Annotated in this window: 14 protein-coding genes; 1 reads left to right on the top strand and 13 read right to left on the bottom strand. The window is 44.2% G+C overall.

Features of this window, described 5'->3' with window-relative positions; all coding sequences use genetic code 11:
- Nucleotides 1-186: 186 nt before the first annotated feature.
- From AC2TF5_RS12935 to AC2TF5_RS12890, 10 genes are all read right to left on the bottom strand, one after another.
- On the bottom strand, nucleotides 187-1,158 hold the full coding sequence (locus AC2TF5_RS12935; protein ID WP_491302538.1) for an alpha/beta fold hydrolase: 972 nt from the start codon (nucleotides 1,156-1,158) through the stop codon (nucleotides 187-189).
- Nucleotides 1,159-1,336: 178 nt separating this feature from the next.
- Complete coding sequence (locus AC2TF5_RS12930) at nucleotides 1,337-2,704, bottom strand: sensor histidine kinase (protein WP_491302537.1); 1,368 nt, start codon at nucleotides 2,702-2,704, stop codon at nucleotides 1,337-1,339.
- Nucleotides 2,701-3,375: a response regulator transcription factor gene (locus AC2TF5_RS12925; protein WP_491302536.1), complete on the bottom strand. Its 675-nt coding sequence runs from the start codon at nucleotides 3,373-3,375 to the stop codon at nucleotides 2,701-2,703. The genes AC2TF5_RS12930 and AC2TF5_RS12925 overlap by 4 nt, the downstream gene beginning before the upstream one ends.
- Nucleotides 3,376-3,551: 176 nt before the next feature.
- Nucleotides 3,552-4,361, bottom strand: a complete 810-nt coding sequence (locus AC2TF5_RS12920; protein WP_491302535.1) for an ABC transporter permease — start codon at nucleotides 4,359-4,361, stop codon at nucleotides 3,552-3,554.
- A gap of 5 nt (nucleotides 4,362-4,366) precedes the next feature.
- Nucleotides 4,367-5,161 (bottom strand): ABC transporter permease, encoded by a 795-nt coding sequence (locus tag AC2TF5_RS12915; RefSeq protein WP_491302534.1) that lies wholly within the window; start codon nucleotides 5,159-5,161, stop codon nucleotides 4,367-4,369.
- The gene (locus AC2TF5_RS12910; RefSeq protein ID WP_491302533.1) at nucleotides 5,158-6,153 is read right to left on the bottom strand and encodes an ABC transporter ATP-binding protein; all 996 of its coding nucleotides are present in this window, start codon (nucleotides 6,151-6,153) and stop codon (nucleotides 5,158-5,160) included. Before AC2TF5_RS12910 ends, AC2TF5_RS12915 begins: the two co-directional genes overlap by 4 nt.
- Nucleotides 6,154-6,480: 327 nt before the next feature.
- Complete coding sequence (locus tag AC2TF5_RS12905) at nucleotides 6,481-6,960, bottom strand: phosphotransferase (protein ID WP_491302532.1); 480 nt, start codon at nucleotides 6,958-6,960, stop codon at nucleotides 6,481-6,483.
- 267 nt (nucleotides 6,961-7,227) lie between these two features.
- The gene (locus tag AC2TF5_RS12900; protein ID WP_491302531.1) at nucleotides 7,228-7,554 is read right to left on the bottom strand and encodes a DUF6138 family protein; all 327 of its coding nucleotides are present in this window, start codon (nucleotides 7,552-7,554) and stop codon (nucleotides 7,228-7,230) included.
- A 56-nt stretch (nucleotides 7,555-7,610) separates the two neighbouring features.
- A complete protein-coding gene (locus AC2TF5_RS12895; protein ID WP_491302530.1) occupies nucleotides 7,611-7,712 on the bottom strand; it encodes a hypothetical protein in 102 nt (33 codons plus the stop codon).
- 853 nt (nucleotides 7,713-8,565) lie between these two features.
- Nucleotides 8,566-9,363, bottom strand: coding sequence for a phosphotransferase (locus tag AC2TF5_RS12890; protein ID WP_491302529.1), 798 nt, complete (start codon nucleotides 9,361-9,363; stop codon nucleotides 8,566-8,568).
- A gap of 444 nt (nucleotides 9,364-9,807) precedes the next feature.
- Here AC2TF5_RS12890 and AC2TF5_RS12885 point away from each other — a divergent pair, with 444 nt between their 5' ends.
- Complete coding sequence (locus AC2TF5_RS12885) at nucleotides 9,808-11,259, top strand: RNA-guided endonuclease InsQ/TnpB family protein (protein ID WP_491302528.1); 1,452 nt, start codon at nucleotides 9,808-9,810, stop codon at nucleotides 11,257-11,259.
- A 208-nt stretch (nucleotides 11,260-11,467) separates the two neighbouring features.
- Here the strand turns inward: AC2TF5_RS12885 and AC2TF5_RS12880 are convergent, their stop codons facing one another.
- From AC2TF5_RS12880 to AC2TF5_RS12870, 3 genes are all read right to left on the bottom strand, one after another.
- Nucleotides 11,468-13,123, bottom strand: a complete 1,656-nt coding sequence (locus AC2TF5_RS12880; protein WP_491302881.1) for a DUF6138 family protein — start codon at nucleotides 13,121-13,123, stop codon at nucleotides 11,468-11,470.
- Between the two features lie 211 nt (nucleotides 13,124-13,334).
- Nucleotides 13,335-14,186, bottom strand: a complete 852-nt coding sequence (locus AC2TF5_RS12875) for a TIGR02452 family protein (protein ID WP_491302527.1) — start codon at nucleotides 14,184-14,186, stop codon at nucleotides 13,335-13,337.
- Nucleotides 14,187-14,278: 92 nt separating this feature from the next.
- Nucleotides 14,279-15,169 (bottom strand): NUDIX hydrolase, encoded by an 891-nt coding sequence (locus tag AC2TF5_RS12870; protein WP_491302526.1) that lies wholly within the window; start codon nucleotides 15,167-15,169, stop codon nucleotides 14,279-14,281.
- Between the last annotated feature and the right edge of the window lie 70 nt (nucleotides 15,170-15,239).

Below are 15,239 nucleotides of genomic sequence, written 5' to 3'. Positions count from 1 at the left end.
ATGTCAACAATATGAACTGAATATGAACAGGCAAAAAAATGCTACGAGATCCCATGCAAGGAAACTTGCACATGATTCCCTAACATGGAGGTCAAATCTTCAAACAGTGAAAAAACCGTCCATTAGGACGGTTTTTTATCACTTATCCATATGATCAAAATCGTTGAGATACCTTCTCTAGTACACTTATTTTATTTCTTTCATATATTCTTTAAAGTTCTCTACGATTTCTTTAGCTCTGGTACGATGGATGTAATGATCTGCTTCAAACCGCATCACTTTTCCATGTACAGAATTTTTTACTTGTGCTTCATGCTCAGGTACCCATCGATCCGTTACTGGATGATTCGCTTGGATAAAGAAAATAATAGGAAGATTTTTGGGGAATGATACGCTTTCAGCTGCTTTAAAATTTGAATACATATGTTCAACTTCATTTATTATGTTCGAATTAAACATGTTTTTGTGCATAAGAATTCTCATTTGTTCTTTCGTTTTATCATCATACGGCAGTGCAGCTAATGGGTCCGTACCCAATTTCATGGCCAATCTGGAGAGACCTAATTTTTTGAGCCATTTAACCATTTCTAGTTGGGAAGATTCAATCTTCTCCGTTAGCGTTGGAACACTGCTATCGAGCCCGACAAATGCCAAAACTTCGTTTTCGTATTTATTCACATAATCGAGTCCGTAAACGCCTGAAATGGAGTGTCCCATGAGAATATAACGTTCAATGTTAAGACTTTGTAAGGCATCGTGAATTTCACGGACAATATTCTCTGTGGTCCGTTCCTTTTCCGTTACATCACTTAATCCATATCCAAAAGGCTCAACAACGACGACTTTGTAGAAAGGTGATAGCTCTTCGATTAGCGGCTTAAAGTCTAGTGCGGGTGCCGCTGTTCCAAGACCAGGTAGGAGTACAACGGTTTCTTCGCCTGTTCCTTGAATCAGAACATTCATATTTTTACCATCTACGGTTACAGACTGACCATAGGATTCTATTTTACCTTGCTCCGATTTGTTACAGATCACATTCACGATAAATACAATGGCTAGAAAAAGCACGATGGCTATGGCTATAGTTCCTAAGGTTTTGAGTAAAATGCGCAGCGGCTTACGCATCCTCTTTTTCATTACCTTTTCTTTTGGTTTCATGTTCATCTTCTCCTGTCCCTTATCTCTTTATTGGGCTGCCTTGAATAAGAAGCCGTTAAGAGAAGCTTATACGACGAAGATGTACCCTCGATGACGACAATATGAACGGAAAATGAACGGACCAAAAACAAAGGCTTCACACACAAGGAAACTTGCGCATGAAGCCGTAGCAATCGAATTAATCTGTTGGTGATGTGATTGGCAGTGTGACAATGAAGGTCGTTCCTTGACCAGGCTCGCTCTCCACTCGGATGTCGCCTTGATGAAGCGATATGATCTGCTTCACGATGGCAAGCCCCATACCGCTGCCGCCATACTTACGGCTATGGGAACGATCGGCCTTAAAAAACCGCTCGAATATACGCTTCTGATCCTCCAAGGAAATACCAATGCCCGTGTCAGATATTCGGACGATCACGTTTTTGATATCTTGTTTGATGCTGACGTTAATTATGCCGCTATCCATGGAAAATTTGATACTATTGCCGATGATGTTCGTCCAGACCTGATTTAATAGATCATGATCTGCCGTTAAGCGAATGGCCTTCAAATTCAGCTCGAAACGAATATTGCGGGCAGACCATTGCGGCTGTAGCGCCACGATTACCCGTCTGATCTGTTCATCAAGGCTAAGTGTGGACAGACGAAGTTGCTGTGACTGCGATTCAAGCAAACTTAGCTTGAGCAGGCTGTCGCTCATCTTGGACATCCGCTGCGCTTCAGTGATGATAATGTCCAGATAACGACTTTGTTCGTGATCTGAGAGGTTTACTTGCTTAAGGGCTTGAGCATAACCGGATATCGAGGTGAGCGGTGATTGTACCTCGTGCGATACATTCGATACGAATTCTCTGCGCATCTGCTCAAGTTGCTGTAGATCATGCATCATTTCTTCAAAGCTGCGAGCCAGCGTACCCAGCTCACTCGTCTGCTTAATATTCAACTTAACGTTGAAGTCACCCGCTGCGATCCGCTTGGTTGCTTTTGTCAGCTTTTTGATTGGTCTGACCAGGAATATAGAGGCAACCAGGATCAACAAGCTTCCTGCAATTAACGAACAGGTTGCAAAGATCATTGCCCAATTGGCGACAAAAGAGGCAGAAGGAGGGGCGAGTGTTTCCAAAAACATCGCTTTTGTTCCCATTTCCGTTTTCAAGGGCAACCCTAAGAGGACTGAAGCAATCCCATTCGGCGTGGCTTGAACAACGCCTCCATCGATTACTTTCTTTAGTTGCTCCATCGTCACAGGGGCAGGTTTATGTCCGTTAAGTTTTCCGTAAGGCTGGAACTGACCCGTTGCTTCGTAAATTCGAATATAATAGGAATCGAGCTGTTTCATTTCACTTACGAACGAGTCAGCTTCACGTAACGGAAGTGTCTTGTAAATCCGGACGATGTCTTGGCCAAAGTTACGTAAGTTGATTTGCGCATTCTCATTCAATTTTTCTTCGAATATCAAAGTTGACGCAAAAAAAGAAATGATCGTTCCCCCAATGACGGAGACTAGGAATGTCAGTACGACACGAATATATAAGGACTTGATCATTCGTAAACCTCAAGCCGATACCCAAGCCCACGTACCGTTTCGATCCGAAAATCGGGTGTGGTCGCGAACCGTTCGCGCAGGCGTTTAATATGTACATCTACCGTTCGATCATCCCCGGCGTAATCAATACCCCAGATCTGATCGATCAACTGCTCGCGCGTATAGACTTGTCCGGGTGTTCCAGCGAGTTTATACAGTAATTCGAACTCCTTGAGCGGCAACGTGAGCGACTCCGTCCCTCTCATCACCTTATAGGTCTGTCGATCAAGAGTGACGTTGCCGAAGTGGATCGTCTGTGTGGAGCCAATCCGGTATCGTTTCAATAATGCCCGAACACGAACCGTCAACTCCAAGGGATCGAATGGTTTCGTCAAATAATCATCGGTCCCAAGTTCGAAACCTTTCACTTTCTCCCATGTTTCGCCTCTCGCAGTCAGCATAAGTAACGGAAGATCAGGATTGGCTCTTCGGAGCTCTTTGCATAACGTCCAACCATCCATAATCGGCATCATAATATCGAGTACGACAAGATCGATATGCGTCGAGGAATAGACGGCCAGTGCTTCCTTGCCGTCCGCAGCTTCGGCTGTTTCGAATCCGTCGTTGCGTAGAAATAAACAGACGAGTTCGCGAATGTTCGCATCGTCGTCAGCAACCAGTATAGTAGGCATCTGTTCCCTCTTTCCCTGTTTTCAATCCCATATTGAAGTAACCATTATACAATAAATAAATATAAAGTTCATTTCTGATACAGGAATTTCGTTCCACTAAACTGCCAGTCACAGTACCACCCGTTCAACGGGTGGCCTGATATTGACAGTTTCGTATCCTGTTTTACTCTCGACCTTTAATTACTTGCACTCGTATAACGCTTAAGCCCTTGTAAGAACAAAATTCGGACAAAAGCAAAGAATAGAAACGGCGCACACATTCCCCACACCAGACCAGTTAAAGTTAACTTGTCTAACACATAAAGAGGGGCGATATTCGATACAAGAAAAATAGGAAAAACAAACGTACCAATAGCTTGAATCATCCGATTATAGATGGCCATGGGCATCGTATTCGCTTCCCACAGCTGCGCCCCAAGGTTATACAGACTAGATGTATTGGTAAACCAGAAAGCCAAAACCTGCGGGAGCATCATCAATGCGTATGTTATGACTCCTCCACCGATGATATAGCCCGCGTATCCTAACAATTGCATGGCGTTTGTCTCAAGCCCCAATCGCTGCCAAGCCACGCAAACCAGACCTATTCCCACGATGAAATCAGGGATACCCATCACATTGATTAATCGTAAGGAAAGAATAAATTGAAGAGAAACCGGCTTAATCAGATACATATCCATCGTTCCATGTCTGACATGCCCCTGGAAAGCGAAAAAGTTGTTTACAAAAAAGAAAGCATAGATCGCTGTCATAATAAAATAAGTTCCCATAAACAACAAAATATGATCCGGGGTTAATCCTGCGATATCCACACCTGATCGATACACTACAATTACATAGACGAAATGGGTTAGAAGGGATGCCAATGATGCAAAGATTTGCATGAAGAAATTAATCCGATATTCCAGCTCGTTTAATATGCAATTTTTCACAATTATTGAATAAATGGCTCCATACCGTTTCGCGCCCTTTATTAGCGAATGCATATTCCCTACCCTCCTACAGCACTGTATTTTTTGTTGCCCAGTCCCCAGCAAATTCTAGATACCACAGACATGATCATGATCCAAGTTAATTGTAGACCAAGCCCTGTCAATATCTCGTTCATTTCGTACCGTCCATTTATGATGTTGACTGGAAAGAAAATGGTATACGTAAATGGTAAAAAGCTAGCCAGAGATGATATGGTCTTCCCGAAAATATCCAAAGGAAAGATTCCTCCACTTAATAAAGTAATCAAAAAACCCATTGCGAAATAGAAGTACCATACTTCATCCAACCAAAATGCCAACGAGCTAATGATATGGTAGATCAGAAAATTGAGAACAAAAGCAAATAGTAGTGCAAGCATGAAAACCGGTAATCTAAGCCCACTAGTCGCAATATCGATCTTAAAGGCTATAAGCACCGTGTAAATGATCAGAAACGAAATGGCCAAATATATGGCTTTCCCTCCCAGGTAGGACGATATCTTATACAGGGTATATGAAGCTGGTCTGTATAAGAAGTTGCTTAATTGTCCGTGTTTAATATCATTGGAGATTTCGAATTGAATGCCGGAAGAAATAATTTTAGATATCATTGCTGAGAAAACCGTATACATGAACATCTGCGGGAATGTATATCCAAAAACGACCGTATCTCCACTCGCTTCAAAAATTGACCTCCACATAAAATACTGAATGACAATAGGCAGAAACGCACCGAGGATACTGAAGAAAAAGTCGATTTTGTACTCCAGTGAGCTCAATAAGCTTAACTTGAATACATGGACATATTTTTTCATCGGAGTTGATTCCCTCCTTCCCTCTCGTACAGCCAAGTGATGGCTTCGTCAATCGGGATATCGTGAATATCGACATCTTCCACTGGGAATTCCGACATCAATGTTGCAAGTATTTGTTTGACCTCTTGCCTTCCGATTTCAAGAGTCGCGGTTGATTCAGTAAGGGACGTAACTTTTCCAAAACAATTGAGATGGTTCATGTCAATCTGGTCAGAGAACTGAAGCTTAATGACCTTTTTATTAAAGATGTCATTAACCTGATTTAGATCACCGTCATAAACCACTGTTCCCCCATTTATAATGACGCTTCTTTTGCACAGATCCTGTATATCTTCCAAGTAGTGACTTGTGAGCATGATCGTCGTTTTATTTTCGCGATTATACTCTTTGAGAAAGTTCCTTATGTTTTTCTGCGAGATGATATCCAAACCGATTGTAGGCTCATCCAAGAATACGATCCGTGGTTTGTGCAGAAGGGCAGCAATCAGTTCCATCTTCATTCGTTGTCCAAAAGAGAGCCGTCTCACCTGCATATGCATACAATCTTGAACATTCATTAACTCCACTAACTCCGTCAGATTTCTTTTATAATCCTTCGTATCGATATCATACAAATATTTGATGAGCAAGAAAGATTCACTCGCGGGAAGATCCCACCATAGCTGATTTTTCTGGCCCATAATAAAGGAAATTTGTTTTTTTAGTGCAGTTTCCCTCTTCCATGGCACATATCCTAATACGCTTGCCTCACCAGCGGAAGGATACAAAATACCAGATAACATTTTCAATGTTGTTGTCTTGCCTGCTCCATTCGGACCGAGGAATCCGATAATTTCGCCTTCATCGACATGGAACGAAATCTGGCTTACCGCAATTTTTTCTTCCGTCTGTCTGGAGATTAGACCTTTAAATGCTCCTTTAAGCCCGGGTTCCTTTTTTGTAAATGTGAATGCCTTTGTTAGGTTGTTTACCTCAATTACCGTTGATCGCATGTTGACTCCTCCTAAAAATTCTGATTTTTTAGAAGGAACGCAAGTGTATGGTTGCATCGGAGACAGATTTGAAAAAACAAAAAAAAGCGGAAAAACCCTACTAAGGGCTCCGCTTCGGCTCAAGATAATGATAACCTTGCGTTCCCGTAATGGTCAAAATAGGCAGACGAATCCCTTGGTCTAAAATAGGATTTTTTCTGCACTACTCTATAAAATCGACCATTACAGGTTAGCTGGCATAAAGAATTGCTCCTTCCAAATATCTCCTATACTTTAAATTACGTCTATTTTAATTGAATGTCAATCATGTTTGTGTCACGCGATGATTCAGCCTGGATATACAGCCCAATCGTCAAAATGCAAAGTCAAAAACTTTTCAAAAAACAAAGCAATTCGCCGACGCCGATTTCCAGCATGAATATCTGGACTATAGGGCACCGTCGCTGCATCGAATAGATCTGGCTCAAAACTGGCGAGCGGAATGGTTGTGTAGAGGTATACGCATACGAGGCCGGGGCTCGCCATGTCAAAATCGATCAAGGCCACAGGGTGCTGGTCTCTAAAGACAATATTGTACGGGGCAGCGTCGTTATGACAAACGACTTCATTGATCGTTAGATCTGGATAAGCATTTTTGGGCATAGCTTTGGAAGCAAGACCTCTTGTTGCATCGTGAAATTGCCGCAGTAATTTCGCTATTTCTATAAGCGAAGCATCCGACCACATGTAAGGCGCTAGATCAGGATAGTCATTTCCGCGAACCTCACCTGGGATAAAAGTAAGTATTTCGCGCCCCTGATGATCCATGCCGAGAAAACGCGGGGCCTTATCAAACCTGTTTTTTCCAGATAAATCAAAAGATCATTCACGTATGGATTTTGCTTATCACTTCGGCGTATAGTATCGCCTACTCGTAAGTCTTCTTTCTGCTCAAAGTAAAATATGAAATTCCTTAATAACTGATATACCACTTTTATAAGAAGATTATTTTCGTCTTTTACTACTAATCCAACCAAAGGCTAGAGCAAATACTAATATAATAATAATCCAAAATAGAATACCCATAATATACTATCAACTCTCCTTTAAAAATTCCGCTTTGGCGGCTATTTTTTTCAGCTTGTCCGTTCCGCCCCAAATCAAATAAACGATATGCTCTATCACGTAGTCCTGAAGACCACGAACCTGATCGAGCAGTAGCTTGAGATGCTTCTCGTCTTCCATATCGGCATTGATCTTCAGCTTCATCGAATTTGTGCTATGCAGCATGCACTTCACCAACGTAGGAATCGTCTCCGCGTTCACTCCATGCCGCTCAGCCAAACCTTTGATCGGCAGCCATTGTTTGACGCCGGATTTCAGCTTGATTTGATAGCTTTTAGGGAAGCCCAGGCTTAACAAGCGAGTCAGAAACCGAAGCGCACGCGTGAAGCTCTCCTCCGTTTACTGCTTAATGGCTATGGTTCAACGGCAAACACGTCGTTGGCTGTGCATTCCGCCAGTTCGTCCTTCAAGCTGATGTCTTCTTTGGCGAACGTTCCGCTGCCTTCCTTTGTCAAACGTTTTGCCTGAATTCAGTTTGTATCGAAGTGTGGAATGCAATTTAGTAGAAACTAATATTTCAAAAAAACCGCGTATCTACGCGATCCTTATGTGTGTATGTTGTTATCCTCTGAGACCATACGACCCTATGTCATAAAACGATATAAACATTTTCTTTTGCTTTGGTTGGCCACAGAATCCAAAGAAATTCTATTGGCCATCACACGAGACTGATTGCGTGCAATTTTCAAATTTTTTTTCATTTACTAATTCATGAAAGTATTGACCCAACTGCTCTATGCTCACACGATTCGGTTCTTTATTCCACCACGCACTTAATGTAACCATTGTAGACACATGAAAATCTGCCAATAAATCATGCGGTATATTGGTCGTTTTATTATGTTGTATTAGCTTAAACGAATCTTTCTTTAGCAGCCGCATTGAATAAATTGTCATGCAGTCGAAGAAAAGCTCATCACCTTTTTGAGAATTGACTAACTTATGAGACTCGGAGCCTTCAAAAAACTCATTGGACCAGTAAAACGGCTTTAGAACTCTTTTTTCTAATGGAATATTCCAATATCCCTCCATCAGTTGATTCAGTCCGTGCTCTAACAATCTTGCTTGGTGTAATGATTGCTATAATTGTCATTGTGGTTTCTCTATTCTTGAAACGAACCAAGCAACAACAACAACGAGATCATTGATCAAAATGATTGATAAACTTCTTAATATTTATGACTTCTCTACTTTAGAGTAGAGAAGTTTTTTAGTGCCCTTTTTATTCACTAAGACTAACATCAAATTACGTCATTTATTGTCGTAGTAATAGAAAAAGGTAAAAAAATCTCCTTCCTCTACAAAAGCCTACCCATAAATCCACTCTTTTCCATGGTCACGAATGAATTTAATATCGTTTTGATAATGTTCAAGATGTCCTTCATCTATCATCTTTTGAAAAGCAATGTCTCCTTCACTGGCTTTTCTTGTAATTGTTTTACATAACCCTTCTAATCGTAGCAATACCATTTCCAAATAATCTTCTTCTATTCCCTCACCATAAGATTCAAAAAACAATCTAACTCGTTGTTTTATTCGGTTAGCATGCTGTAATGAATTATAATGAACTTTCTCACCTGTTTCAGAAAAATAAAATCTACTTAAGGGGATGCAAGTAAAAAGAGTATAAGCTATGTCCCAAAGTCTTGGACCAGGTCCAGCAACATCAAAATCAATAATCCCTATTGGTCTTTCACGATTAAAAATAATGTTGTACATTGCAAAATCATTATGGCATAGTACCTCAAAAGGTTGGGGGGTGTTATCTATCGATTGCCAGCTGTCATCAAATGAAAAATCACGTACAGAATCATGATAAAGACGGAGCATTTTCGCTATTTCTATTAAGACATCATCAGACCACATGTATTCTTTTAAAGGATAATTACCAGCTTCTCCTTCAATAAATGATAATATCTCTCTTCCTTTTTCATCGATACCTAAAAACTTTGGTGCATAACTGAAACCTTTGTTCTCCAAATGCTTTAATAGCTTATGGATTTTGGGACTATCTGGCTTTATTTCTCGTCGCACAGTATCTCCCGAACGATAAACGTTAGAGACATTCCCTCCTGCTAGCATTTCTTCGTTTTCATGGTTTGTCATCCTAAATATCCCTCCCTATATATGACTTTCTATAAACCTTTAAACAAATCCTGGTTATTTAACTAATCTGCCCGTTAGCCTAATGAACTCAGATACTATACTTAATATAAAGGAAATAATTAATCAGAAATTAACAAACATAAAACCGCGTATCGACGTGGTTCCTATCTGTATACGTTGTTATCCTCTGAGTAAGGCCATTACGTCATTTCCATCTTGCATCCATATCTCTGTTTCACTTTGCGGTATTCCCCATTGCAATAGAAACTCTATCAAATTCACCGAGAGGACGCCCTTTTCAAGCGACGCAGGAGCTAAGGGGGTGGTGAATCGGGGACATCTGTGAAATGCTTGTAACAATTCCTTTCAAATCACTCCCTCAATCCAAACATATGTGGTAAAATGAAATAGAACATATGTTTGGTTTCAAAAAGGGGGGAATGTGTGTCAGAACCAACATACAGAACCTATCAAATTTGGATCAAGCCTGGCCATCGGTTGTACGCGTACGCGGAGCAGATGTGTCAGGACGCTAAGAATTTGTACAATACGACGAACTTTTATATCCGCCAAGTGTTTACGGCACTCAGGCAGGACAAGCCTCTTCAACCCTTGCAACAACAAGTCATGGACACGTTACTGACGAACATCGGATTGATGAACGTACGCCAACTTGAAGCCCATCAGGCGAGACTTCAGAAGCAGCTTCTGAAACCAGCCGACCAGCGGAAGGATTCCCGCTGCCACCTGTTCGAATTGCCGACGAAGGCGTCTCCTTATGTGGATTATCCCTTTCTCGATTGTCTGTTCAAGGCGATGGAACAAGCGGATTACCGGGCGCTCCCTGCACAATGCAGTCAGTGGGTTATGAAGCGTGTATTTTCCAATTGGCAATCTTTCTTCGCCAGCATCACAGATTATCGCCTGCGACCTGACAAATACGCCGGAAGACCGCATATTCCCGGCTACGCCCGCACCAAGACCAAGGAAGTCGTTTTCACCAATCAGGATTGTGAGATCAAGGATCGCAAGTACCTCAAACTCCCAAAGACGAAACAGCGGCTCAATATCGGCAAGCTCGGCTATACAGAGGGAGATTTGAAGCAGGTACGCATCGTTCCGAAATACGGGCAATATGTCGTGGAACTGGTATTCGCTTGCCCAGTAGAAGCGACAGATGTCGCGAAAGAGAATGCGCTGGCGATTGATTTGGGCATTGATCAGCTTGCAACCATCGTCACAAATACGGACCATCGACCGGTATGCGTGAAGGGCAAGCCGATGAAAGCAATCAATCAGTATTACAACAAGTTGAAGGCACATTATACTGGGATTCTCCGCCAAGGCAAACAACCGCAGGAAGGTGCATTTTCATCCAAGCGACTAAATCGTCTGCATCTGAAGCGTCATCGGAGGATTAAGGACTTGTTTCACAAGACGAGTCATTATATTGTCAGACTAGCTGCCGAGCAGAAGATCGGGACAATCGTCATCGGATACAATCAGGGATGGAAGGTGGAATCCGATATGGGTCGGAGCAACAATCAGTCGTTCTGTTACATTCCACATCAGATGCTTGTTTCGATGATCCGGTATAAAGCCGCGGCACTCGGAATCGAAGTGATTCTCACCGAAGAGGCGTATACGTCGAAGGCCAGTTTCCTGGATCACGACCCATTGCCCAAGTATGAAGAAGGAGCTACAAGGGCCTTCTCGGGCAAGCGGATTCATCGCGGGTTGTATCGAAGTCGGAAGGGCCTGATCCATGCTGATGTGAACGGAGCAGCGAATATCATGCGTAAAGTATTCCCAAAAGCATCCGCCAATGGGATAGCGGGGTTGGTCGGTAGCCAGTCCGTCAACGTGTCAACTCCACTGATGTTAAGCATCCAGTAATAAGCAGAGATGATACATCAGAAACCCCCACTTCAATCGAAGCGTCAGCATAGGTAAGTGGTGGGAGTATTCATGAAACCTATTAGTGAATTTTCATTCATTTATAAACATGAAAAAGCACTTAAACGGAGTCTGTGTAATCTCAAAATTACAGCAGGCTCAAGTAAAAGTGCTTTTCGTCTATGTATTATTTTGTCCCACATCAAGGTTAACCGTGGCCGGCAACTTGTGCCAGCTCAGAGAGCCATATTCCCTGATCCCCTTCCGCTTTGGCGGCTATCTTTTTCAGCTTCTCCGTTCCGCCCCAAATCAAATAAACGATATGCTCTATCACGTAGTCCTCAAGATCACGAACCTGATCGAGCAGCAGCTTGAGATGCTTCTCGTCTTCCATATCGGCATTGATCTTCAGCTTCATCGAATCTGTGCTATGCAGCATGCACTTCACCAGCGTAGGAATCGTCTCCGTGTTAACTCCATGCCGCTCGGCCAAAGCAACCGTGAAATTGTTCTGAACGGACTGGTGTTCTTCGTCAACCTTCTCCATATATTCTTCTACTAACGGAAAATATGCCCGATCCGCCAATCCGAGGCCAAAGACGGCATAACTGCCCGGCATGCAATTCTTTTCCCCATCCGTATCTTCATACCATTCGAACGGTTCGATCGCCGCCCGAGCATACTCCTCCAGCAAGGGATGCAAATTCGGATATTCCAGGGCATTGGCGAAAAAGCGATGCGTCCCCGACTTGGCCAAACCTTTGATCGGCAACCATTGTTTGACGCCGGATTTCAGCTTGATTTGATAGCTTTTAGGGAAGCCCAGGCTTAACAAGCGAGTCAGAAACTTAAGCGCACGCGCGTAGCTCTCCTCCGTTTCCTGCTTAATGGCTATGGTCGCAACGGCAAACACGTCGTTGGCTGTGCATTCCGCCAGTTCGTTCTTCAAGCTGATGTCTTCTTTGGCGAACGTTCCGCTGCCTTCCTTTGTCAGACGTTTTGCCCGGGCGCTTCCGAGCTCAATAGCGCAATTCAAAATAGCCAGTCCCGTGCTTCTGCTGTGGGAGGGCCCGTATTTCAGAATCAACATCGCGGCATAGATGACCAGTTCGATCGGACCTTGCTCGGTATCTTCCAGCCGGGCGTCACACTTTTTCATATATTCTCTTTGCCACTGTGTCCCAATATTATCGAAATAACGTGGCAACAAATGATTCTCTACCCAATTCCGCAATGCGCTAATTAGATAAGAACGATGCTCTGTTAGATGTTCGTTCCCTTTATTCACTTGTTGAATGTTCTCGAAAATGGAAATGATCCGGTCGGCATCCAAATCAGGAAACAACCGCTCGTCCAACAGATGTCTGGAGAGGAAAAACGTCTCCAAAGGTTTGGTCGGATATTTTCCCGCTTCGAGCTTATTCGCGATATAGATGGAGATTCGTTCCTGCAATTGTTTTTTCTTCGTCTCATCGACGTATTCGAGAATGCAAACGTTGACACTGCCTTCCCGCGCCCGAAACTTGCCGTTAAATGTAAATTGATAATCAATTAACGAGCGTGGCAGTTCGTCCAATTTATGCCGCACATAAGAAGAAAGCTCAGGGACGATCCGCTCTCGCACTTGTTCCTCGGTCAGCGGCTCGCCGAGTCTGGTCTTGCCTCCCGGCATCGAAAAATTGAGCTCCTTATCACTCACGTTCACTTTGCCTTTGGTATATTCGAGTAGCGCGTGATCGTGAATGCCCACCTGCAGCGAAGTACGTTTCACGATTCGTTCCGCGTCCTTATCGCTAATATTGGCAATCCATTTATCGATCTCCTGTTTCATTTTGTCCAGAATCGTCTCCAGAGTGAAATCCATGTTCATCTAATGCTCCTTTATACAGATTGATTTTCGTGCGCTCTCTATATCATACGGCAGCAATGTTGAACAAATTGATTCTAATTTGCCATCTGATGCTTGTAAAACCTCTGTAATATTTATGGCTGCTTGATATGTCGGATTCTTGTCTTGTAGAAGCTCACGCTCGTTATCTTTCAAATGACCCTGCACACCGAATTTCTGCAGCAGATCAGTTATGAAGTCCTTCGAAGCCTACCTGACTCCCGAAGCGACTATCAAATGCACAAATGCATTTCCCGTCCTTGGATCTGTCAAGAACGGCGTACACAATTCGCTCGAAGAATCTTCCGTAGCCTTCCTTGATGAGCAACTCATGCCACCAGTCGGCGACCTTCTCCGGATCATTGCGGAATACGCCGCATCCGTATGCCCCAAGGACAAGATTGCGGTCACCCCGATCGGCAAAAATAGACAGAGAGAGACGTATACGATCTTGCATGACCTGACGCGCCCGCTCAGGTTCCTCTCCCTTTAGCAGAACCTGTCCGTAATTGACAGCCGGCAGTGTCAGTACGGAGGCAGTCACCGGCAACTCCAGTAGCTCGAACCTCTCGTCCCGAAAAAACACTACATCCGGCGAATAGATCGCATGGTCGGTATACATCATCGACTTGCAGGCGCGGTTGGCCCGATAATAGCCTTCATGGCGCAACTGTGTACCATACAGACCACTCGATGCAGCAAGGCTTTCCTCTTGTGCCATCGCCCCGTTGAGGAATCCTCCGCCCGGATTTTTAGCGCTTGCGAAGTTAAGCACACCCACCCGTTCGGTGCCAACCCGAGCGAAATCAAGAATAGCCTTGACCGTCGCCTCATTGACGACCGTCTGCTTCGCTAGCTCCCCCGTAGAAGGAGGGATAGAGTTCCGCACCAGTTCAGCCCCCTGTTCGGGCGTAATGAGCACGCTGTTATCCTCTGAATATTGCTGCTCTGCGGCGAAATCGACCTGCCGCCCGTTCATTTCATAATGTCCTTGCTGTATATAACGCAGCGTATCTTGTGCAATTGCTTTTCGGTTCATATTACTCCCCTTACTTTCCTTCTTGTGTTAGTAGCTTAGTTCTCATATTTCCTTGTCGAAGTTCTTCACGGCACGTCCAAATGCTCTTCTATTTAAATCCTCTCCCTGCTTCTCCGATACAGCCGCGACGGACGATGACCAGCGTTCTCCGTATAATGATCTGTCTCCTCAACGAGATGAGCCACCTTCCGCCGGAAGGCAGCCTTCAGCAGCTCCCGGTCCAGAATAACTTCGTATACTTGTTGCAATTCCGTCAAGGTAAACAGCTTCGGCATCAAATGGAGCGCGATGTCTGTATACTCAACCTTGCCTCGCAAGCGCTCGACAGCGCGCGCAATAATCTTCGCGTGGTCGAAGGCGAACCCTTCGTTAGAGACAATGGCGTACTCCGTGGCATTGACCGTATCCGTCGAGGTAATCTTCCGTACCACTATGGCGTTCAACCTGACGTCTCCATTAACCAGGCTCAGCTCGTACTGCCGCGTCTTGATATATCCATCCTCCAGCAGTTCCTTCGACTCCCGCAGCAGCCGGTAAGAGATCTGGAACCAGGCAGCACTATCAGCATCGTCCCCCGCCTCCACCTGCACCTGACTGCTGTCGATGAGTGCCATATAGGAGCAGCTCATCACCCACGTCCGTGGGTCGCGCCCCGGCTCGCTGAACGTATACAGTTGCTCCAGATAGACGTTGTCCACGCCCGTCTCCTCCCGCAGCTCCCGCGTTGCTGCCTGCTCCGTCGTCTCCGTAGGACGTACGAATCCGCCCGGCAGCGCCCACCGTCCCAGATAAGGGTGTCCACCGCGCTGGATGAGTAGGATGCGCAGCTCCTTCTCCGGTAGCTTGCGGTAATTGTCCTCCTCGGTATCCGTCACCGTGAAGATGACCATATCCGTGGCCACCGACGGACGCTCATAATCTCCTGCATGATATTGCTCCAAAAACTCTCGCTCTGTTAGCCCGTTGCGATCCCGCAATTCCATTTCTCATCACCCATTTAGTAATAATTTGTTATTATCAAATCGATACTATCAATGTATGCGATTAACCGGA

The organism is Paenibacillus sp. JNUCC 34 (assembly GCF_058269055.1).
Note: the sequence above shows the minus strand (reverse complement) of the source record. Positions and strands in the feature narration are given on the sequence as shown.